This is a genomic window from Thalassococcus halodurans, from assembly GCF_900108225.1.
Lineage (GTDB): Bacteria > Pseudomonadota > Alphaproteobacteria > Rhodobacterales > Rhodobacteraceae > Thalassococcus > Thalassococcus halodurans.
Genome location: NZ_FNUZ01000005.1, coordinates 205,315 through 224,023, shown reverse-complemented (window position 1 = coordinate 224,023; position 18,709 = coordinate 205,315). Strand labels below are relative to the sequence as shown.

At 57.7% G+C, this 18,709-nt stretch carries 22 protein-coding genes and 1 tRNA gene; 10 read left to right on the top strand and 13 right to left on the bottom strand.

Features of this window, described 5'->3' with window-relative positions:
* The first annotated feature begins 77 nt into the window (after nucleotides 1–77).
* From C4S59_RS15650 to C4S59_RS15640, 3 genes are all read left to right on the top strand, one after another.
* Nucleotides 78–542, top strand: a complete 465-nt coding sequence (locus C4S59_RS15650; protein ID WP_407703075.1) for an Lrp/AsnC family transcriptional regulator — start codon at nucleotides 78–80, stop codon at nucleotides 540–542.
* A gap of 45 nt (nucleotides 543–587) precedes the next feature.
* Nucleotides 588–1,121 (top strand): tetratricopeptide repeat protein, encoded by a 534-nt coding sequence (locus C4S59_RS15645; RefSeq protein WP_234994793.1) that lies wholly within the window; start codon nucleotides 588–590, stop codon nucleotides 1,119–1,121.
* Between the two features lie 44 nt (nucleotides 1,122–1,165).
* Nucleotides 1,166–1,251 (top strand) — tRNA-Leu (locus C4S59_RS15640).
* A gap of 53 nt (nucleotides 1,252–1,304) precedes the next feature.
* Here the strand turns inward: C4S59_RS15640 and C4S59_RS15635 are convergent.
* Entirely contained in the window at nucleotides 1,305–1,778 is a 474-nt protein-coding gene (locus tag C4S59_RS15635) for a CAP domain-containing protein (protein WP_160006926.1), read from the bottom strand.
* Nucleotides 1,779–1,900: 122 nt separating this feature from the next.
* Nucleotides 1,901–2,467: a carboxymuconolactone decarboxylase family protein gene (locus tag C4S59_RS15630; protein WP_103911451.1), complete on the bottom strand. Its 567-nt coding sequence runs from the start codon at nucleotides 2,465–2,467 to the stop codon at nucleotides 1,901–1,903.
* Nucleotides 2,468–2,568: 101 nt separating this feature from the next.
* On the opposite strand from C4S59_RS15630, the gene C4S59_RS15625 reads away from it, so the two are divergent.
* Nucleotides 2,569–3,153, top strand: a complete 585-nt coding sequence (locus C4S59_RS15625) for a TetR/AcrR family transcriptional regulator (RefSeq protein WP_103911450.1) — start codon at nucleotides 2,569–2,571, stop codon at nucleotides 3,151–3,153.
* On the opposite strand, the gene C4S59_RS15620 is transcribed toward C4S59_RS15625, so the two are convergent.
* The 6 genes from C4S59_RS15620 to C4S59_RS15595 are packed head-to-tail and all read right to left on the bottom strand — an operon-like array spanning nucleotide 3,150 to nucleotide 8,533.
* Entirely contained in the window at nucleotides 3,150–3,911 is a 762-nt protein-coding gene (locus C4S59_RS15620) for an HpcH/HpaI aldolase family protein (RefSeq protein WP_103911449.1), read from the bottom strand. The two genes, C4S59_RS15625 and C4S59_RS15620, sit on opposite strands and share 4 nt — an antisense overlap.
* Before the next feature lie 4 nt (nucleotides 3,912–3,915).
* Nucleotides 3,916–4,719: a 2-oxo-hept-4-ene-1,7-dioate hydratase gene (hpaH, locus tag C4S59_RS15615; protein ID WP_103911448.1), complete on the bottom strand. Its 804-nt coding sequence runs from the start codon at nucleotides 4,717–4,719 to the stop codon at nucleotides 3,916–3,918.
* Complete coding sequence (locus tag C4S59_RS15610) at nucleotides 4,716–5,582, bottom strand: fumarylacetoacetate hydrolase family protein (RefSeq protein WP_103911447.1); 867 nt, start codon at nucleotides 5,580–5,582, stop codon at nucleotides 4,716–4,718. Before C4S59_RS15610 ends, hpaH begins: the two co-directional genes overlap by 4 nt.
* 27 nt (nucleotides 5,583–5,609) lie before the next feature.
* Nucleotides 5,610–6,590: a 3,4-dihydroxyphenylacetate 2,3-dioxygenase gene (gene hpaD, locus C4S59_RS15605; RefSeq protein WP_103911446.1), complete on the bottom strand. Its 981-nt coding sequence runs from the start codon at nucleotides 6,588–6,590 to the stop codon at nucleotides 5,610–5,612.
* Between the two features lie 38 nt (nucleotides 6,591–6,628).
* Entirely contained in the window at nucleotides 6,629–8,140 is a 1,512-nt protein-coding gene (hpaE, locus tag C4S59_RS15600; protein ID WP_103911445.1) for a 5-carboxymethyl-2-hydroxymuconate semialdehyde dehydrogenase, read from the bottom strand.
* Nucleotides 8,141–8,143: 3 nt separating this feature from the next.
* Nucleotides 8,144–8,533, bottom strand: a complete 390-nt coding sequence (locus C4S59_RS15595; RefSeq protein ID WP_103911444.1) for a 5-carboxymethyl-2-hydroxymuconate Delta-isomerase — start codon at nucleotides 8,531–8,533, stop codon at nucleotides 8,144–8,146.
* Nucleotides 8,534–8,632: 99 nt separating this feature from the next.
* On the opposite strand from C4S59_RS15595, the gene hpaR reads away from it, so the two are divergent.
* Nucleotides 8,633–9,103 carry a homoprotocatechuate degradation operon regulator HpaR gene (hpaR, locus tag C4S59_RS15590; protein ID WP_103911443.1) on the top strand — a complete coding sequence of 157 codons (471 nt, stop codon included), beginning with the start codon at nucleotides 8,633–8,635 and terminating at the stop codon, nucleotides 9,101–9,103.
* A 101-nt stretch (nucleotides 9,104–9,204) separates the two neighbouring features.
* Here hpaR and C4S59_RS15585 read toward each other — a convergent pair whose 3' ends face one another.
* Nucleotides 9,205–9,591: a helix-turn-helix domain-containing protein gene (locus C4S59_RS15585; RefSeq protein WP_103911442.1), complete on the bottom strand. Its 387-nt coding sequence runs from the start codon at nucleotides 9,589–9,591 to the stop codon at nucleotides 9,205–9,207.
* Nucleotides 9,592–9,783: 192 nt separating this feature from the next.
* Between C4S59_RS15585 and C4S59_RS15580 the strand changes: the two genes are divergently transcribed.
* The 3 genes from C4S59_RS15580 (at nucleotide 9,784) to C4S59_RS15570 (ending at nucleotide 12,748) form a co-directional block, all read left to right on the top strand.
* Nucleotides 9,784–10,665, top strand: coding sequence for a LysR family transcriptional regulator (locus C4S59_RS15580; protein WP_160006923.1), 882 nt, complete (start codon nucleotides 9,784–9,786; stop codon nucleotides 10,663–10,665).
* Nucleotides 10,666–10,757: 92 nt separating this feature from the next.
* Nucleotides 10,758–11,513 carry a hypothetical protein gene (locus C4S59_RS19530; protein ID WP_146064553.1) on the top strand — a complete coding sequence of 252 codons (756 nt, stop codon included), beginning with the start codon at nucleotides 10,758–10,760 and terminating at the stop codon, nucleotides 11,511–11,513.
* Nucleotides 11,514–11,569: 56 nt separating this feature from the next.
* Nucleotides 11,570–12,748: an MFS transporter gene (locus C4S59_RS15570; RefSeq protein WP_103911439.1), complete on the top strand. Its 1,179-nt coding sequence runs from the start codon at nucleotides 11,570–11,572 to the stop codon at nucleotides 12,746–12,748.
* A 272-nt stretch (nucleotides 12,749–13,020) separates the two neighbouring features.
* On the opposite strand, the gene C4S59_RS15565 is transcribed toward C4S59_RS15570, so the two are convergent.
* From C4S59_RS15565 to C4S59_RS15550, 4 genes are all read right to left on the bottom strand, one after another.
* Nucleotides 13,021–14,037 (bottom strand): VOC family protein, encoded by a 1,017-nt coding sequence (locus C4S59_RS15565; RefSeq protein ID WP_103911438.1) that lies wholly within the window; start codon nucleotides 14,035–14,037, stop codon nucleotides 13,021–13,023.
* A 36-nt stretch (nucleotides 14,038–14,073) separates the two neighbouring features.
* Nucleotides 14,074–14,415 carry a 2-hydroxymuconate tautomerase gene (locus tag C4S59_RS15560; RefSeq protein WP_103911507.1) on the bottom strand — a complete coding sequence of 114 codons (342 nt, stop codon included), beginning with the start codon at nucleotides 14,413–14,415 and terminating at the stop codon, nucleotides 14,074–14,076.
* A gap of 47 nt (nucleotides 14,416–14,462) precedes the next feature.
* Entirely contained in the window at nucleotides 14,463–15,350 is an 888-nt protein-coding gene (locus tag C4S59_RS15555) for a LysR substrate-binding domain-containing protein (RefSeq protein ID WP_103911506.1), read from the bottom strand.
* Between the two features lie 67 nt (nucleotides 15,351–15,417).
* On the bottom strand, nucleotides 15,418–16,878 hold the full coding sequence (locus C4S59_RS15550) for a 2-hydroxymuconic semialdehyde dehydrogenase (protein WP_103911437.1): 1,461 nt from the start codon (nucleotides 16,876–16,878) through the stop codon (nucleotides 15,418–15,420).
* Nucleotides 16,879–17,101: 223 nt separating this feature from the next.
* Here C4S59_RS15550 and C4S59_RS15545 point away from each other — a divergent pair, with 223 nt between their 5' ends.
* Together C4S59_RS15545 and dmpH are read left to right on the top strand one after the other, a co-directional pair.
* Nucleotides 17,102–17,902 (top strand): fumarylacetoacetate hydrolase family protein, encoded by an 801-nt coding sequence (locus tag C4S59_RS15545; RefSeq protein ID WP_103911436.1) that lies wholly within the window; start codon nucleotides 17,102–17,104, stop codon nucleotides 17,900–17,902.
* Nucleotides 17,899–18,705, top strand: a complete 807-nt coding sequence (gene dmpH, locus C4S59_RS15540) for a 2-oxo-3-hexenedioate decarboxylase (RefSeq protein WP_103911435.1) — start codon at nucleotides 17,899–17,901, stop codon at nucleotides 18,703–18,705. Before C4S59_RS15545 ends, dmpH begins: the two co-directional genes overlap by 4 nt.
* Nucleotides 18,706–18,709 lie beyond the last annotated feature (4 nt).

Genomic DNA, 18,709 nt, shown 5'->3' with positions numbered 1-18,709 from the left:
GCGGTGATTTTCCCTGAAGTTTGCCGTTTCAAATGTCTAAAAAACTAAAAAACGGGTAATTTTCGATGCAAATGGCAATGGTGGATTTCGATCGTTTCGACCAGGCAATCATGCGCACATTGGCCGAGGATGGCCGAATCTCGATCACCGAATTGGCAAAGCGGATCGGTCTTTCGAAATCCCCGACACAGGCCCGTTTGCGCAGACTGGAAGAAATCGGCGCGATCCGTGGTTACCGCGCCATTCTTGATCCGATCACCTTGGGTCTGGACCACGTCGCCTTTGTCGAGGTGCGCCTGTCCGACACCCGCGAAGCGGCGCTGGCCAAGTTCAATGCGGCCGTCGCCAAAGTGCCTGAAATCGAACAGTGTCACCTGATTGCGGGGAACTTCGACTATCTCCTCAAGGTTCGCACTCACGACATGCGATCCTATCGTCGTGTTCTGGCGGACCATATTTCGACGCTGCCTTATATGGCGGGCACCTCGACCTATGTGGCGATGCAAGCGGTGAAAGAGGAAAGTCTCGCAGACGTGACTTGACCCAAAGCCGGTCGCCGTGGTCGCATTCACGGTATGATACGCGCTTTGATCATAACCATCTTGGGCCTTGTGCCGCTGCCTGCCATGGCCGACTGCCCCGAGTTTGCGCATCAAACTCCTGAAACCGAAGCGCTGATTGCGGCCATCCAGAACGCGGATACAGAATATGAGGCCCAGCAGCTGAATGATCAGCTGTGGGCGCTTTGGACGGATGCGCCGGATGAAACCGCACAGATGCTTTTGAACGAAGGCATGTCTGCGCGGTCGTCCTATGATTACATTCGCGCCCTCGACCAGTTCAGCAGGCTGGTGGACTACTGCCCCGATTATGCCGAAGGCTACAATCAACGGGCCTTCATCAATTTCCTGCGCGAAGATTATGAGGCCGCCTTGCCTGATCTGGATAAGGCGTTGTCCCTCAACCCCACCCACATTGGGGCCTATTCGGGGTTGGCCCTGACATTGTTCGGATTGGATCGGTATTCCGAAGGCGCAAAGGTGCTGCGCGAGGCTTTGGAGCTGAACCCATGGCTGTCAGAACGCCATCTTTTGCAAGAACTTCCCGGCGAAGAGCTCTGAGCTACTTCCACTTCCCTAAACACGTCGCTATGGTCGCGCTGCTGGCCCGCGTGGTGGAATGGTAGACACAGGAGACTTAAAATCTCCAGGCAGTAATGCCGTGCCGGTTCGAGTCCGGCCGCGGGTACCAGCGGTTTCAAAAGAAACAACTTTTTGATCAAGCAGCCGGAAGGCTGAAAGCGATCAACACCGTCCCGCCAGCGTCATCACCCAATAGCCGTTCACGTTTGCCAGCCCGTACACCCGCACGTCCGGTTTCAGCATGCTGGCGCGGTGGCTTGGGGAATCCATCCAGGCCTGAAGTACTGTTTTGTCGTTGAACGGGCCCTTGGCGATGTTTTCGGCGCGTGTTCCGCGACAGCCTGCGGCGGTGAGGCGAGAAACACCTGTGCTGCCATCCGATCCGCGGTGGCTGAAAAAGTTGTTTCGCGCCATATCCTGGGCGTGCTTCTGTGCCACGCGGGTCGCGGTGGCCGAGACAGACAGGGGCTGAAGCCCAAACTTCGCGCGGATCTGGTTCAGGTCCGGCAGGCTGGGATCGGTCGAGGTGATCTGTTCGACATCATAGGTCACGATCTTGGGCGACGGTGCCGTGCCCGCGCTGCCGCAGGCGGTCAGGATAAGGGACATAGATAGGGCGACTGCTGTACGGATCATGGGCCTGTTCCTGCCATTTCGCTGGTGTGGATGGCCCGAGTTTAGGTTGTGATCCCTTAACAATCCATAGACTGGATTGCCGCGTCGGCGGTGGCGCGCCTGTTTCGGCGCGCCGGTTGGTATCAGACGTCCAGCGGCGTGGCGCTGCGGGTCCATTTCAGGGGGTGGAAGACCTCGTCCACCGGCGTGTCGGCCACGTGGTTGATGTAGTTCGACATGGTTTTCTGCGCGAGGCCAAGGATCACATCCAGAACGGCGCGGTGGCCGTAGCCTGCGGCAAAAAAGGCGTCCATCTGCTCTTGGCTGACATTGCCACGGGTACGGACCATCTGAATGGTGAATGTGCGCAATGCCTCAAGCTTTTCTGACGGCAGGGGTGTTTCGTTGCGAAGGGCGTCGATGATCTCGTCCGAGACTTTCATCATCTTGGCGATGCCGGTGTGTGCGGGCACGCAGTAGTGGCATTCATGTTCGACGTTAATGGCCTGCCAGACGACCGTTAGCTCATCGGCGTCGAAATCGGTGGCCATGAATGTTTTGTGCAGAAACTGATAGGCTTCAAAGGCTTGCGGGCTTTCAGCCAGTACCTTGTGCAGGCCCGGCAGGCGACCGAACGCCTTTTGGGATTCCTCAAGAAACGGTTTCGAATTTTCGGGGGCGGTGTCGAAGTTGTGGAACGGGAATGTCATGAATCGTGTCCTTAGTTGAATACGGGTATGCATCATTAGGGGTTTCTTGAGTGATCACTCAAGTATATATTTTGAGTAATCGCTCAAATATTGGTGAACGGATGCCGAGACGGCCGAACTATGACCGGGATGACCTGATAGACCGCGCGCGGGATTTGTTTTGGCGCAGCGGCTGGGCGGGCACGTCTTTGAAAGACCTCGAGGCCACTTTGAAGATGAAGCCGGGCAGCTTTTATGCGGCCTTCGGATCAAAAGAGGCGCTGTATGAACTGGCGCTGGAAAAGTATTCGGAAGGCAGTAAGGCCACCGTGAAAGAACTGGTGGACCAGTTCGGCGCCTTCGGTGCACTGACCCAACTGCCTGCTGTCGTAGTCGAAGCCGAAGGCGCGCCGGCCAAGGCCTGTATGGTGTCCAAAACACTGCTAGAGCTGCACGCGCAGAACCATCCTCTGGCGGCCAAGGCCGAAGATCTGCTGAACATGATGGAAGAACAGTTCACCGGACTGTTCCGTCAGGCGCAGGCGGACGGGGATATCGACCCTGACCTTGATCCGGCGGTTCTGGCGCAGCGGTATCAGTCAGATTTGTTGGGTCTGCGGTTGTCAGCCGAACGCAGCAGTCTGGACGCCAGCGCCATCGCCGCCGAATTCGCAGAGAGCCTCGGGCGGCTGCGGCCCGCGACTTAGAACGCCTGTCGCAACGCGGTCAGGCCGCTGCGCAATGTGCCCACGTCTGATCCAACGGCCAGAAATTCCACGCCAAGATCAGCATAGCCTTTGGCCAGTGTTCGGTCGGATGTCAGGATGCCTGCCGCGACGCCTGCTTGGCGAATGCGGGTCAGGGCATCGTTCACGGCTTCTTGTACTTCGGGGTGGGCGGGGTTGCCCCTGTGGCCCATATCTGCGGCCAGATCGGAGGGGCCGATAAACACGCCATCCACGCCTTTGACCGCCAGAATATCGTCCAGCGCGTCCAGACCTGCACGGCTTTCGACCTGTAACAGAAGGCAAACCTGATCGTTGGCGGTCGCCAGATAATCGGCCTCGCCGCCATAACGGGACGCGCGCGCCAAGGCCGCACCAACGCCCCGCACGCCGTCGGGGGGATAGAGCATTGATTTCACGACCTCACGCGCCTGATCTGCGCTTTCGATCATCGGCACCAGAAGGGTCTGCGCACCGATATCCAGCATCTGTTTGATGTCCGCGCGGTTGTCGTCTTTGACCCGTACCACGGGATGGGCCGTGCCATGGCTGGCCGCGCGTAGTTGCGCCAACACATCGCGCAGCCCGTTCGGGCCGTGCTCGGCGTCGATCACCAGCCAGTCGAACCCGCAGCCTGCGGCAAGCTCGGCCACGCTGGGGTCGCCAAGGCCCACCCACAATCCGATCTGCGTTTCGCCGGATGTCAGGCGTTTCTTGAAGGTGTTCTCAGGTGCGGGCATCGGGTTACTCGAAGTTGATGGCGACAGTGCCGAAGGGGCCGAAATCGGCGTCGATTTCCGTGCCAGAGGGGCATTCAATCGGCGCGATGAAGGAACCGGACAGAACGATCTGGCCCGCTTCGATCCGCTGGCCATATTGACCCATGCGCCGCGCCAGCCAGACAAGCCCCATCACCGGATCGTCCAGCACCGCAGCGCCCAGTCCGGTTGTTTCAACCTCGCCGTTCACCCGGAAGATGGCACCGGTCCAGCGCAGATCAAAGGCGTCGGGCGCATGGCGGCCCGTGCCCAGAACAACGCCCGCGTTGGCGGCGTTGTCCGATACCGTATCGGTGATGATCCGCGCCTGACCGCTGTCTGGGTCTTTGCGCAGAATGCGGGTGTCCAGAATTTCCAGCGACGGGGCGACATAGTCGGTTGCCGCCAGCACATCGTCACGGTTCACATCGCCATCCAGCGCGGATTTCATGACAAAGGCGATCTCGGCCTCGACCCGAGGCTGGATGAACCGGCCTTTGGGCACGGTCGCGCCGTGATCAAACACCATATCGTCGTACAACACGCCCGAATCCGGAGTGTCGATGTTCAACGCGCGCTGCATCACCTTGGATGTCAGCCCGATCTTCCAGCCTGCAATCGTACGACCGGAGGCCAGCTTTTGCGCCATTTGCGCCGCTTGGATCGCATAGGCATCGTCCAGCGTCAGACCGGGATGTCGTAGGGACAAAAGCCCGATCTGTTCACGGGTTTCTTCGGCCTGCAGCAGGTCGGCGGCAGCGCGGTCGATATCGCTCTGGCTTAGGGTCATTCGTCTTCTACCGTGTTGCGCAGGATGCCGATGCCGGGGCATTCGACCTCGACCACATCGCCGGGTTTCAGGTATTTCGGCGGATCAAACCGCGCGCCTGCGCCGGTGGGGGTGCCGGTGATGATGATGTCGCCCGGTTCGAGCGTGGTGAAGGTCGAGATGTAGGCGATCTCTTCGCGGATCGGGAACATCATGTTCTTCAGCTCGTCTTCCTGACGCAGTTCGCCATTCACACGGGTCATGATCTTGGCGTCGTCCAGTTGCGCCGGATCGGTAAAGGGCACCATCCACGGGCCGATGGCGCCGGATTTGTCCCAGTTTTTGCCCTGGGTGACATTGAATTTGGCGTGGCGCACCCAGTCGCGGATCGTGCCCTCGTTGCACAGCGTCAGGGCGGCGATGTGGTCATAGGCGTCTTCGGCTTTGATGCGGCGGCCACCCTTGCCGATCACCACTACAACCTCGCCCTCATAGTCCAGCGTGTGGTTTTCCGGCGGGCGGATCAGGGGGCAGTTGTGGCCCGTAAAGCTGCTGGGAAAGCGCGGAAACAGCGACATGTGTTTCGGTTGGCTGCTGCCGTCTTTGTATTCGGCGTTCCGGTCAGGGAAGTTGACGCCAACACAGATGATCCGCGCAGGGTTCGGCACGGGGATGCCGTAGGTCACGGCGTCTTCGGACCAAGTGGGCGTGCGGGATTTTCCCGCCTCCACCAGTTCTTCCAATGCGCCCGCAGCGATCGCTTCGCGCAGGGTCGGGAACCTGCCGCCAAAGTCTGACGACAGATCGATCACGCCATCATCTGTGATCAGCCCGTAGTGGTCCTGACCATCGACGCGGAACGAGACGAGTTTAGGGGTGTTCATGGGAAACCTTCCAGATCGTCTGCGGGGTCAGGGGGCGATAATCGGCGTGGCCTTTAACTCGGCCTCGCGCGTGTCGACGCCGGTAAAGACCGACCCGTGTTCAAACCAGCTGCGCGGCGCGGCGGCACCCCAAAGGGTCTGGCGCTGCGGGTCTTTCAGATCCCATTTGATCGGTTCCAGATCGGGATCGACCGTCTGGTAGTCCGAACAGTAGATTTCGATCCGGTGACCATCGGGATCAAGGATATACAGGAAGAACGCGTTGGAAATGCCGTGACGGCCGGGACCGCGTTCGATGTTACTGACGTATCCGGTGGTCGCCATCAGATCGAGCAGGTCGATGATGTTCAACGGTGTCGGCACCCAGAACGCGGTGTGGTGTAGGCGCGGGCCTGTGCCGTTGGTAAAGGCGATGTCATGCACGCCGCCTTTGCGATGCGCCCATGCCGCCCACAAATGACCGGTTTCTTCGTCCTCGGTATATTCGGTGACGCGGAAACCAAGCTCGCCATAGAACTCAACCGCCTGATCCACGTTCGGCGCAAAGCAGTTGAAGTGGTCGATGCGCAGCGGTTTCACCCCGCGATAGAGTTCGTACTTCTGATGGATCGGCTCGAGCCTGTCCATTTTGTAGTAAAACTCCATCGGTGCGCCAAAACAGTCTTGGCTGCGCAGGGTGCGGCCCTGATAGGCGCGTTCGACCCATTCGGTTTTGTGACCCTTGGCTTTGAAAAACGCCTCGGCCTTGTCCAGTTCTTCTTCGGACCAGACTTTGTAGGACAGGTAGTCAATTCCTGCCTCGGGCTTTTTCTTAAGCACAAGGCAGTGATGCCCGCGCTCTTCCATGGCGCGCAGATAGATCGTGTCCTGATCTTCGTCTGTGACCTGCAGGCCAAGGATTTCGGTATAGAATTTGCGGCTCGCGGCCAGATCGGTCACGCCGAATTCAACGTGGCTGAGGCGCACAATGTTGAACGCGGGGTTCAGGTTTGGTGCGGGGATCGGCATTGGGTCTCCTCCCAAAGAATGCGTATAGGTGCGGCGTATCAGCCGCCGAGTTTCGGGATTTTGTGTGTCGCGCGGGGGAATGAGACGTTGACCGTCTCCATATAGAAATCAAACGACCAGTCGCCGCCGTCACGACCGATGCCGCTGGCTTTGACGCCGCCAAAGGGCGTGGGCAGGTGACGGATGTTTTCCGAGTTCACCCACATCATGCCTGCTTGCAATTCGTCCGTCATCCGCATGGCGCGGTTCAGATCGTTTGTCCACAGATATGCGGCCAGACCGTAGTCCACGTCATTGGCGATGCGCAGCGCGTCGTCTTCGTCTTTGAAGGGGATCGCGGTCAGAACAGGGCCAAAGATTTCTTCCTGCGAGATGGCCATGTCGTTGTTGGCTTTTGTGAACAGTGTGGGCGCAACATAGCAGCCGTCGTCACCCACCTTTTCACCGCCAGCCGCGATGGTCGCGCCTTCCTCTTCTGCCTTGTCGAAGTAGGACAGAACCTTGGATTCATGTTCGGGGTGGATCAGCGGGCCGACAACAGTGTCCGGATCAAGAGGGTGTCCAACCTTGATGCGTTTGGCGACGTCGGCGACGCGGGCGCAGACCTCATCATAGATCGTGTCCTGCACCAACAGGCGCGACGAAGATGTGCAGCGTTCGCCGTTCAGCGAATAAATCATGAAGGTCGCAGCATCGACGGCGCGGTCCAGATCGGCATCGTCGAATACGATGACAGGGTTCTTGCCGCCCAGTTCGAAATGAACGCGTTTCAGCGTGGCCGCGCCTTGGGCCATGATCATGCTGCCCGTCCGACTTTCGCCGACAAAGGCGATGGCCTTGATGTCGGGATGTTCGGTTAATCTTTTACCCACCTCTTCGCCAAACCCGTTCACCACGTTCAAAACGCCTTTGGGCAAACCGGCGCTTTCGGCGATTTCAACCAGAAGTTTGGCGGTCATCGGACTGAATTCTGCGGGCTTGTGAACAACGGTACAACCAGAGGCAAGTGCAGGGGCAATCTTCCATGTGGACAGCATGAAAGGCGTGTTCCACGGGGTGATCACTCCGACGGGCCCGATGGGGCGGCGCGAGGTGGTGTTCATCTGCGTGGGCGTGCGCGTGACCTCGCCGTTTTCGGCATCAGGAGCCTGATCGGCAAAGTAACGGAAGTTCGCTGCGCCACGGATCGCAGCCTTGGACATAAAGCGCAGCGCCTGACCGGTGTCCATGCATTCGGTAAAGGCGATCTCTTCGGCGCGGGCCTCGATTGCCTCGGCCACTTTGATCAGGATTTTCCGGCGCTCGGCGCCGGGGGTCCTGGACCATTCGGGGAAGGCGGCCTTGGCGGCAGCGACAGCGCGGTCGATGTCTTCTGCGCCGCCACGGGTCACTGTGGCCAGCACCGACAGATCGGTCGGCGTGATGGTTTCAAAAGTCTGGCCGCTTGCTGCGGGCACGGATTGACCGTCGATGTGGTTCAACACGCCGGTGTCGCGGAAATGGGCCATATAGGCCGTGGCCTTGGCGATGTTGTCTTGCAGAACGCTCATGTCCTAGTCCTTTTTCGAAAGCCGTGCGTGGATCGGCGTATCTTTCCAGCTAAGCGCCGGATCAATTTCACGAATTTCCAGTGACAGGGCAAAATGAGGGGTGCCAAGCGGGTCAGCCAGCGCGCCTTGCACAGCGGCGAAAATCGTGTCGCCGGCAGCTTTCAGCGTGTCTGTGTCCCGACCTGCGCCGACGGCCAGTGTCATGGCCAAAAAATCGTTTTCGGGGTGATCATCGGCCACAATCGCAATGTCAGCGCGATAGGCGCGCACGCGAATACCGCCCATGGGAAAGATCCCCGCATCAATCATCGCCTGATAGGCCGTGCGCGCAACGGTTTGCATATCGCAGCGCGCCTCCAGTCCTGCGGAATATTCCATCGACAGGTGTGGCATTATGATTCCTCCCTTGAATAATGAACATGTTAAGTAAATGGTTGCTTGTCAACGATGGAATATTCCGGAACTAAAAACACGGTTGGAGGAACAGACCCTATGACGGACCCGGAAATGCGTGACGGCTTTGAGCTGTCGGAAACGCGGCACACGCTTCCGATGGCGCTTTTGCGGCTTCGCGAATTGGTGATGGCTGAATTCCGACCGATTCTTTCGGGGCATGGTGTGACCGAACAGCAATGGCGCGTGATGCGGGTGCTGTTCGAAGTCGAGGAAGTCACCGCGAGCGATCTGGCCGACAGGGCACTGATTCTTGCGCCGTCATTGTCGCGAATCCTGAAAACACTTGAGGCACGGGGATTTATCGATCTGGGACGCAGCCCCGGAGACGGACGACGCGCCCGCATCAGATTGTCTGACACCGGGCGCGCCTTTATCCGTTCTGTGTCCCCGGAAAGCGCGGCAGTCTATGCCAAGATCGGAGAGCGAATCGGAGCAGACCGACTCGAGAAATTGTTAACGTTACTGGATCAGGCCAACACGGCGCTTGATGAAAATAGAACTAAATAAAAGAAACAGATCACTCGTTAAAACACAGAAACTTTTAAGGTCCACATCCAGAAAATTGAAAACACTGATGACAAAAGGTGGAAACGTGGAACTCGTTGAAATCACTCCGCCTTCATGGCGGTTGGAGCTAACTCGGTGTTCCTTAAAAGCTTAATCAATTCCAATACATGACGGCGATTTTCCGGCTTTTCCAACTGGTGCAGTTGGGCCGCCGCTTCTGCGACTTTGCGGTTGATGCGTTCATTCGAGCCAACCGGAGCGTCGGTCAGGCCATCGAAGAAAAAGTTGGGGGAAACGCCCAGTACATCGGAGAACTGCCACAGTTTGCTTGCGGAGATGCGGTTCTTGCCTTGTTCGTACTTCTGGATCTGTTGGAAGGTCAGGCCAACTGTCGATGCGAGCTGTGTCTGAGACATTCCATTCGATTCGCGGATAAAGCGAAGTTTGGAACCGACGTGAACATCAATTTTTTCCGGTGCTAACTGCAATTCTGGTTACCTCTAGTCGCTTACTGAAGACCCGTAATCTGGGCCAAATTTCAAAAATCTCCTTAGAGTTGTTTTATTTTGAGAAGTGCAGTCTTGAAAATTCCAAAAATTTTGAGCGATTATGGATAAAAAATTACCACCTGGTGGATGATTTGTCATACACTAAGGGGAATACAAAATGAGAGTGTAGCTTTGTCAAAATTGACTCGAAATGCGAACGTCTCGGTCGATATGTTGCGCGCCTTCGTGACCTTGGCGGAGTGTCTCAATTTAACCCGTGCCTCGGAAACGTTGAAGGTCACACGCCAAACTGTGCGGCGCCACATTACCGATTTGGAAGAAATTAAAGGCGAGAAATTATTCACGCTTCATCGGCACGAATATTCCCTGACCCAATTCGGCGCTGAATCAATTCCCGAAGCTAAAAGCATTCTGCGTCAGATAGAAGGTTGGTCGGGCAGTGCAAATTTGGCGCGACGTAGCGCAGAATTTCTGGAAAGCGCTGAATACACCGATTCGGATGGACGTAAGTTTTATTCCCAACAGCATTCAATTAGCTCTATTGCAAAGAATGGCCTTCCCATTCTGAAGGCAGCTTTGGCATCTTGGGGGAGTGCGCAAACACAGATCGAAGACTCGGCGATGGAAGACATCCGTCCCTATATGGTGGTCTACAGAAAAAGCGCGGGTGGCTGGATCTGCGTCGAGATCGGTGAAGAGTCTGCATATGCAAAGTGGTTTGGCTGGGCTTGGTCCAAAAGCGCCATCGGCAGGCTTTTGCAGGAAGACAATGCAGGCGACGATTACAACGATTTTATCGCCGGTGCGTACGCCCGCATCTACAGTGAAGGCGGGGTGCGATTGGATCATATTTACGCCCACCTTCCGAGAGAGGATAGCAGCGAGTCTGTACCGGTCAGTTTTCAGCGGATGTTAATGGGCTGCGTGTTTCCTGACGAAACACCTGCCTTGGCCATGGTCGCCGTGATTACGGACCAGATTGAGATAAAAACGCTCGAAAACATCGAGTTACCCCCACTTTCAGACGAGGTGAAGGCAATTTTTAGCACATAACGCAACTTCCAAGCGAAAAACATGCACGTATTTAGGGAAATTCACTGGTAGCATTCTATTATGGCAATGCTTGGACCCAGAAAGGAATGCCCATGTCTGCACTGAAACTTTATACAATGATTGTAAATGTCGGAAACATCACAAGAGAATTGGAAGCCGCGGGAATGCGGTTGGAAATCGGTGACGATTTCACAGTGTTCCGCCGTCTGAGAAATCAACAAGATGACCGGTCTGGCGTTTATCCCATGTTCGATGCATCGGCATCCTACGTAGATTCATCAAATGCATTTTGGGTTTGTGGATACAATGACGTAGGGGAACTGGTACACACACAAGCTATTCGCCTGCTAGACTTGTCGCACCAGTCGCTCAGCGAACATCTCAGAGTTCACAGGTTAAAGTACATCACTCCCAATTCAACTCCTGACCCTGAGAATACTTTCTTTTCGTCCACGAATGCGATGGATCGCGTGACTGGTCGTGTGTGTTACCATGGTGAGTTTTGGTTGAAGGGTGGCAAAGGCGGACATCGAAGCCAGGGCTTCACCGGTCTTTTGTCGCGTGTTGTATTTGAGTTGGCGCTTAAAATTTGGTCACCGGACTATGTATTCGGTTTTGTCGATTACACAGTTGCCGCGAAAGGGGCTCCGGTTCGTTACGGGTACACCCATTGTGAACCCGGTGTCTGGCGCGGTCCCGACAATCAGATCACGTCGGATGAGATGCTGGTCTGGATGAGCCGGATGGACATTGAGCAGTTCCTTGAAACGTCGCCGAAAGCACTTTCGGACGAACGTGTTCTGCCGAACCGTCAGGAACTGATGGCCAACATGAGTGTCGTCGCTTGAAAGAACCGCAGATCGGGCGGGGATGACTCGTCGGTTCTGCATTTGAAAGACTATTGATGAACGAACAAATTTCAAAAGCCTCCGGTCGCCTGGTCTCGAACCTGGCGATCGTGGGCATCATTCTGGCAAGTGTCGTTTTCGTTCTGGAAATGACACTTGTCCCATTGCTTTTGTCGACGTTGCAAGGCGACTTGCAGTTGACCACGGCCCAGCTTGTCTGGGTCTTCAATTCCTATTCCTTCGCAGTTGCTGTGTTTGTTTTGATTGGTGGCTGGGGTGGGGATATTCTGGGGGCCCGACGGGTCTTTGGTATTGGCATCATCGTGTTCTGTCTGGGGGCCGCTGTTTCCGCGGCCTCGGGCAGTTTCAGCACGCTGATCGCGGGCCGGATCATTCAGGGCGTTGGCGGGGGGCTGTTTTCGCCCCTTGTCCCTGTTCTGCTGACGCGGGCCATGCCGGATAAACCGGGCAAGATCCTGATCATCTGGGGCAGCATCGCGGGATATTTCGCAGCCTTCGCTCCGCTTTTGGGCGGTAAGCTGGTCGAGGCGGCGGGATGGCACGCGATCTTTGCCCTGTTTGCCGTTCTGGCGGTGGTCTCGTTGCTTTTGTCTTCGTTGCTGTTCATGCCCGAGGAAAAGCGCGAACTGACGCTGAAACGGGATGTTCTGGCGCTGTGCCGCTTGCCCAAGCTCTGGCTGACCTTTGCTTATGTGTTCTGTACATACGGCTGCATCACGTTCTTCCTGTTCGACTTCCCGCTTCTTCTGGGCGAGGCGCATTACACCGCCAAGGCGATCGGGCTGTTTTTGGCTGTGATGTGGTTCAGCTTTGCGGTCTTCAGCACGGTTCTGCGCAATTCGGTGGATGGCGAGAAGTTGGGGCTGATCATGTTTGCAGCGCCGGTTCTGATTGCCTCAGGCTTTGTCCTGGCACTGCTCACAGAACATGCCTTTGCGCTGTTCGTGGCGGGGGTTGCCGTTGGTGCAGGCTTTGCCTGTAGCAACGCGCCGTCCACGCAGCTTGTGCTTCGAATTGTGCCGGACTCTCTGCGCGGGATCGCGACCAGCTTTGACATCACCTTTGCTCGTATTGGCGGTGTTGTGGTGGTGGCCGCTTTGGCCAAGGTGGCGCCCAGCGGGGCCGTGATAGGGGTGATCTGCATGGCACTGGTCGCCGTTGCATGCGTCTTTCTACTGCGGGGCGAATTCAGTCAGGGTCCCGATAAAACGTAGCGTCGGGGACAATTCGCCCTACTGACAACAATCAGCCGGTGGTGCAGAACCTGAACCATCGGCTGGTCACGGTCGGTCTGCCGATGACGATCGGCACCTTGTGGACTGACTGCGCGGCACCTGCGCAGTGTGACCTGTCATGGTGAAAACGCGTAGTTGTACCAGTTGCAGCTTCGCGTTTTCCCAAAGATTTCTTCCCAATCGCCCAAACGAAAACCGCCCCCACCGGATCAGCGGTAGGGGCGGTGATTTGGTCGCTTGGGAGTTCGACCTTATTCAGCGGGTTCCTGCACCGCTTCTTTTTCGTCTGCCTGCGCTTCCATCGCCGCTTCGACGATGGGTGTGCCGTAGACGAAGAAGTCCTGAGGCAATTCGCCGCCGTACCAGACGCCGCCTGCATCAAAGAAGTTCTCTTCGGTCCATGTGAGCGTCTTCCACTCGGGGTCGAAGATCAGATAGCCAGCGTCGCCGAACAGTTCGATCCGGTTGCCGCCCGGTTCGTAGACATACATGAAGTACGCTTGCGAAATGCCGTGCTTGGCAGGGCCCGCTTCGATTGTGACGCCGTAGTCGGCCAGAACGTCTGCCAGATCCAGCATCTGGCCTTGGTTGCCGTACCAGAATGCAAGGTGGTGCAGGCGGTTGCCGGGGCCTGCCTGATCGACGGTGAAGGCAACTTCGTGAACCATCGGGCTGCAGGACAGCCAACAGGCCAGTTCCTGTTCGCCACCGAAAATCACGTTTTCACGCTTCAGGAAGCCAAGGCTGTCTTGCAAGAACTGGGCGTTCTTGGTCACGTCCGAGCACAGCAGGTTGAGGTGGTCGATCCGGCGGACCGGAACACCGCGCAGCGGGCGCTTCTGGATGCGGGACAGCAGTTTGGATTTCTGCTCTTCGCTGGGTTTGAAGTATTCAACGTCCCAGAAGATGTGCTGCACGTGGCCGTCGGGCGTTGTAAATTCATAGGCACGGCCATAGCCTTTGTGGCCTTCGACCCATTTGCCTGGACGGCCTGTCGCTTCGATCGCGGCAACGCGACGTTCAAGCGCTTGCGGCGATGCCGCGCGCCAGGAAACGGTGCCAACGCCCGCCGCATCAGATCGCGTCAGTTTAAGCGAATGGTGATAGCGATCCTCATAGCCGCGCAGATAGCAGGATTTGCCATCATCTTCGGTCGGCGTCATTCCGAGAACGTCGTGGAAAAACCAGAAGGATTCCTCGAATTTCGGGGTGAAAAGTTCGACCATTGCCAGTTGTGCAACGTCGTGGATTTGTTCCTGAAAGCTCATGGTTCCTCCCTTAAAAACCGTGAAGACAGCTGGGTGTCAGTTACTTGTCGCGACGCGGGCCTTTCCCGTGTCGTTTGCCGCTGCGTCCGCATCGGCGAATTTCGGTTCGCCCCCGACAGAGAAGTGGCCAGATTGCAGTTCCTGAAGCAGGATGCGTACGCTCTGGCTGGGCACACCCAAAGACTCGGCTGCTGCGTTTGTGACTGCGCGCATCAGCGCCTGTTTCTGGTCGGTTGTCCGACCTTCCATCAGGTGAATCTGGATTACAGGCATTTGGGCTCCTCTTGCGTGGTGGCGCGTGCTTCCCCAATTGCGGGGCCTCCTCACGCGTCCGTCCTGCAACTGTGGCCCAGTGCGAGCGATGCAATCAAATACCATTTCGTCCCGCACCCGATACCGGTTTGGCATCGAGACGAACGGCACGGTTAATCTGTCATTTCCCGTGCGACCTGCAGGAAATTCGCCAGCAAGGGCGAGCTGTCGTTTTCACGGTATATGCAGGATATGTCGACACCCGCGGCCTCGTTGACGTCAGACAGCGGCAGGCAGATCACGCCGTCCATCCGCACGCTAGTGATCGATTCCGGCACAAGGCAGACGCCGAAACCCGCCGCGACCAGCGCCATGGCGGTAAAGCCGTCGCCGACGACCTGTGCGACGTTGGGGGCAAAGCCCGCTTCGTGGCAAAGGCCAGATACCTTTTCGACAAAACCCTGCGCGCGGCTGGCTGGGAACAGCACCATCGGCTGCTCGGCCAGTTCGGACAGCGCGATGCTGTCACGGTCTGACCACGGGCCGGGATCGGGTAGCACCGCATAAAGCTGTTCGCGCTGCAGTTCTTCGATCATCAAACCGGGCACGGGCACCAGCATCCGGTTGAACCCCAGATCCAGCGACCGGTTTTGTAGCCCTTCGATCTGCGCCAGTTTATCGCTGGCATGCATGACGATTTTCACGTCCGGATAGCGGTGTTTGAATTCTAGAATGATGCGCGGGATCAGGCTAAGGATCGCGGTGCCGAAAATGGCGATGTCCAAGCGGCCCAGATTGCCCTCGGCGGCGCGGTGGACGCGGTCAGCGGCCTGTTCCAGAAGCTCTGCGATATTGCGGGCCTCTTCCAGAAACAGGCTGCCGGCCTGTGTCAGTTCTACGCCGCGCGGGGTTCGGATGAACAACTGCGCGCCCAGCGTTTCTTCAAGGCTTTGGATCTGGCGGGTGATCGGCGGCTGACTGATGTGCAGCCGTTCAGCCGCGCGACCGAAGTGCAGTTCCTCGGCGACCGCAATAAAGTAGCGCAGCTGTCTCAGGTTCATGTTCGTGCCCATCATGGACAACACTGTGTCGAGGAGCGTGGCGCCATGCAAGCGCCACGCTGCCGCATCACAGTTTCATGCACAGATTGGACCGCTCGGTGTAGAATTCGAGCGAATGCAAACCGCCTTCGCGCCCGATGCCCGAGGATTTCGAACCACCGAACGACGTGCGCAGGTCGCGCAGGAACCACGAGTTGACCCAAACCAGACCTGCCTCGATCTGTCCGCCGACGCGATGCGCACGGGACAGGTTTTCGGTCAGGATCGTGGCAGACAGTCCATAGGTGGTGTCATTGGCCATGGCGATCACTTCCTCTTCGGTGTCGAAGGGCGTGACGTGGCAGCAGGGACCAAAGATTTCCTCTTTCACGATGGCGCTGTCTTCGGGCAGGCCCGTCCAGATCGTCGGATCGACAAAGAAGCCGCCCTGACGTTCGTCATTGAACTGGGGCATACCGCCACCTGTCACGACCTTCGCACCCAATTCGCGGGCCTTGTCGTAATAGCCTAGGACCTTGCGGCGGTGTTCGTCAGAAATCAGCGGGCCGATTGTGGCGCCGGGGGTTTCCGGACCACCGTGTTTCAGTGCCTCGGCACCGGCCTTCAGGCGGCTGACGTATTCGTCAAACACAGGGCGTTCCACATAGACCCGTTCAGTGCCCAGACAGACCTGACCTGTGTTGGCAAAGACCGACCGCATCGTGACTTCGATCGCCTTGTCCATATCGGCATCGGCAAAGATGATCGCGGGGTTCTTGCCGCCCAGTTCGAAGGACACATCGCGGAGGCCGACGGCGGCCTGTTTCATGATCGCCTCGCCGGTGCGGGTTTCGCCGGTAAAGGTGATGCCGGACACTTTGGGATGCTGTGTCAGCAATTCGCCCGCTGATCCGGGGCCGAACCCGTGGATCACGTTATAGACGCCCTTCGGAATGCCCACTTCGTTCATCACCTCGCCCAGAAGGGTTGCGGTGTAGGGGCTTTCCTCGGACGGTTTCACAACAACGGTGTTGCCGCAGGCAAGGGCAGGGCCGACCTTCCATGTCATCAACAGGAACGGTGCGTTCCACGGGGAAATAACGCCAATCACGCCTTTGGGGCGGTGCAGTTCAAGGTTCACCGCGCCGGTGTGGTCGGGCGTGTCCATATGATAAAACTCGCCGCCGGTGTGTTTCAGCATTTCGGCAAAGATACGGAAGTTCGCGGCACCACGGGGGATTTCGACCTTTTCGGCGAAATGGCGGGTGTGGGCCGTATCGGCAACTTCGGCTTCGATGAAATCTGGGGTGCGGGCCTGAATGGCATCGGCCAGGCGCATCAGCAGATCGCAGCGCGCGGCCTTGGGCATCTTGCCCCATTCGCCCTTCAGCGCGGCATCGGCGGCCATGACCGCGTCGTTCACATCCTCGGCCAGTGCTTCGTGCACGACGGCAATCTTTTCGCCAGTCGCGGGCGAGATTTTGTCAAAGGTCTTGCCGGACTTCGCGTCGCGATAGGTGCCATCGATAAAGAGTTGATGCGTTTTCATGGTGTCCTCCGCCTTTAATCACCGTGCTAGATATGTAGAGAGCACCCGTGATGCGCTCCAATGCTTTTGCAGCGGGGTGTTGATACGGTTTTGGTATCAAGTGGCGGCGCTTTGCGATGCGGTATCGGTATCAAGGGCGGTCTGCCAAAGTATTGGAGCGTATCGGTCAACCTCTCTAGCTTGGCCTCCGACAGGACTTGCACGAATTGCGAGTGGAGGAGCTATGCTGGACCAATCAAGAACCGACGCGCTGGGCGATGCGCTGTATAATGCGCTGAAGTCGGGCAAACCGACCCCCAAGATCAGCGTCTTGGAACCCGAAAGCGATATCGAGGATGCCTACCGCATCCAGTTGCGCATGTTGCAGCGCCGTCTGGATGCAGGCGACAGCGTGATCGGCAAAAAGATCGGCCTGACCAGCCGCGCCATTCAGGATGCGCTGGGCGTGTATCAGCCGGATTTCGGTCAAGTGACCAAGACCATGCTGTTCGAAGATGGTGCCATCATCGATCTGAGCAAACTGATGCAGCCGCGGCTTGAGGGCGAACTGGCCTTCCGTCTGAAAGAAGACCTGATGGGGCCGGGCGTGACCACCACCGATGTGATCCGCGCCACCGAATACGTCACCCCCTGTTTCGAGATCGTCGATACCCGTTTCGAGGACTGGCAAATCCGTATCCAAGACACGGTCGCCGACAATGCATCCTGCGGTGTGTTCGTTCTGGGCGCGGCCAAGGCAGACCCCCGCGATCTGGACCTGAGCCTTGCGGGCATGGTCATCGAAAAGAACGGCGAGGTTGTCGCCACGGGTGCCGGTGCCGCTGTGCAGGGATCGCCCGTGATGGCGGTGGCATGGCTGGCCAACACGCTGGGTGAATTGGGCATCGGTCTGAAGGCTGGCGAAATCATCCTGTCGGGCGCGCAGGCCCCGTTGTTGGCGGTGACCGACGGCGACCACTTTACCTGCGAAATCGCGGGCATCGGAAAATGCGAAATGCGGTTTGCAGGAAGGGCAATGGTATGAGCCTTGATAACCCCAAAACCCTGAACGACGAGGCGATCATCCGCTTGGCCGAACGGGTTGAAACCGCACAGCGCTATGCGACGCCGATCCATAAGCTGACGCAAGACTACCCTGACATGACCCTGTCCGAGGCCTACCGCGTCCAGACCGCGTTGCGCCGCAGCTATGAGGCACGCGGTCAGCGCGTCATCGGCTGGAAAGCGGGCCTGACGTCCAAGCCCAAGATGGCGCAGATGGGCGTGTCGACACCTGGCGTTGGCTTTCTGACCGACGCGATGGAGCGTCCGGCCAACAGGAAGATCACGGTCAGCGACCTGATCCATCCTCGGGTCGAGGCCGAGATCGCCTTTGTCACCAAATCCGAATTATCCGGTAAGGTGACCGCTGAGCAGGTCATGGCGGCGACCGACTATGTACAGCCCGCCCTCGAAGTCATCGACAGCCGCTTTTCCGGTTTCAAATTCGATCTGGAAAGCGTGATCGCCGACAACAGCAGCTCGGCCCGCTACGTGCCCGGTGGCCGCATGATCCGCCCTGATGCGCTGGACCTGCGCACTGTGGGCGTGGTTTTGGAACACAACGGCGAAATCGCCCAGATCGGCGCGGGCGCCGAGGTTCTCGGCCATCCCGCCGAGGCCATCGCCATGCTGGTCGGCGTTCTGGATGACATGGGCGAGGTGCTGCCCGCAGGCAGTTTCGTCATGGCCGGTGCCATCACCGCCGCCGTCGCTGTCAAACCCGGCGACACCATCACCGCACGTTTTTACGAAATGGGGTCGATCACGGTGACTTTCACCGAATGATCCC

Coding starts and splice junctions, on each gene's coding strand:
- C4S59_RS15620 (WP_103911449.1), bottom strand. CDS start 3,911: ATGCCCGCACCTGAGAACACCTTCAAGAAACGCCTGACATCCGGCGAA.
- C4S59_RS15595 (WP_103911444.1), bottom strand. CDS start 8,533: ATGCCACACCTGTCGATGGAATATTCCGCAGGACTGGAGGCGCGCTGC.
- C4S59_RS15630 (WP_103911451.1), bottom strand. CDS start 2,467: ATGACATTCCCGTTCCACAACTTCGACACCGCCCCCGAAAATTCGAAA.
- hpaR (WP_103911443.1), top strand. CDS start 8,633: ATGACGGACCCGGAAATGCGTGACGGCTTTGAGCTGTCGGAAACGCGG.
- C4S59_RS19530 (WP_146064553.1), top strand. CDS start 10,758: ATGTCTGCACTGAAACTTTATACAATGATTGTAAATGTCGGAAACATC.
- C4S59_RS15635 (WP_160006926.1), bottom strand. CDS start 1,778: ATGATCCGTACAGCAGTCGCCCTATCTATGTCCCTTATCCTGACCGCC.
- hpaE (WP_103911445.1), bottom strand. CDS start 8,140: ATGAGCGTTCTGCAAGACAACATCGCCAAGGCCACGGCCTATATGGCC.
- C4S59_RS15545 (WP_103911436.1), top strand. CDS start 17,102: ATGCTGGACCAATCAAGAACCGACGCGCTGGGCGATGCGCTGTATAAT.
- hpaH (WP_103911448.1), bottom strand. CDS start 4,719: ATGACCCTAAGCCAGAGCGATATCGACCGCGCTGCCGCCGACCTGCTG.
- C4S59_RS15560 (WP_103911507.1), bottom strand. CDS start 14,415: ATGGTATTTGATTGCATCGCTCGCACTGGGCCACAGTTGCAGGACGGA.
- C4S59_RS15565 (WP_103911438.1), bottom strand. CDS start 14,037: ATGAGCTTTCAGGAACAAATCCACGACGTTGCACAACTGGCAATGGTC.
- C4S59_RS15610 (WP_103911447.1), bottom strand. CDS start 5,582: ATGAACACCCCTAAACTCGTCTCGTTCCGCGTCGATGGTCAGGACCAC.
- C4S59_RS15550 (WP_103911437.1), bottom strand. CDS start 16,878: ATGAAAACGCATCAACTCTTTATCGATGGCACCTATCGCGACGCGAAG.
- C4S59_RS15570 (WP_103911439.1), top strand. CDS start 11,570: ATGAACGAACAAATTTCAAAAGCCTCCGGTCGCCTGGTCTCGAACCTG.
- dmpH (WP_103911435.1), top strand. CDS start 17,899: ATGAGCCTTGATAACCCCAAAACCCTGAACGACGAGGCGATCATCCGC.
- C4S59_RS15650 (WP_407703075.1), top strand. CDS start 78: ATGGTGGATTTCGATCGTTTCGACCAGGCAATCATGCGCACATTGGCC.
- hpaD (WP_103911446.1), bottom strand. CDS start 6,590: ATGCCGATCCCCGCACCAAACCTGAACCCCGCGTTCAACATTGTGCGC.
- C4S59_RS15625 (WP_103911450.1), top strand. CDS start 2,569: ATGCCGAGACGGCCGAACTATGACCGGGATGACCTGATAGACCGCGCG.
- C4S59_RS15555 (WP_103911506.1), bottom strand. CDS start 15,350: ATGAACCTGAGACAGCTGCGCTACTTTATTGCGGTCGCCGAGGAACTG.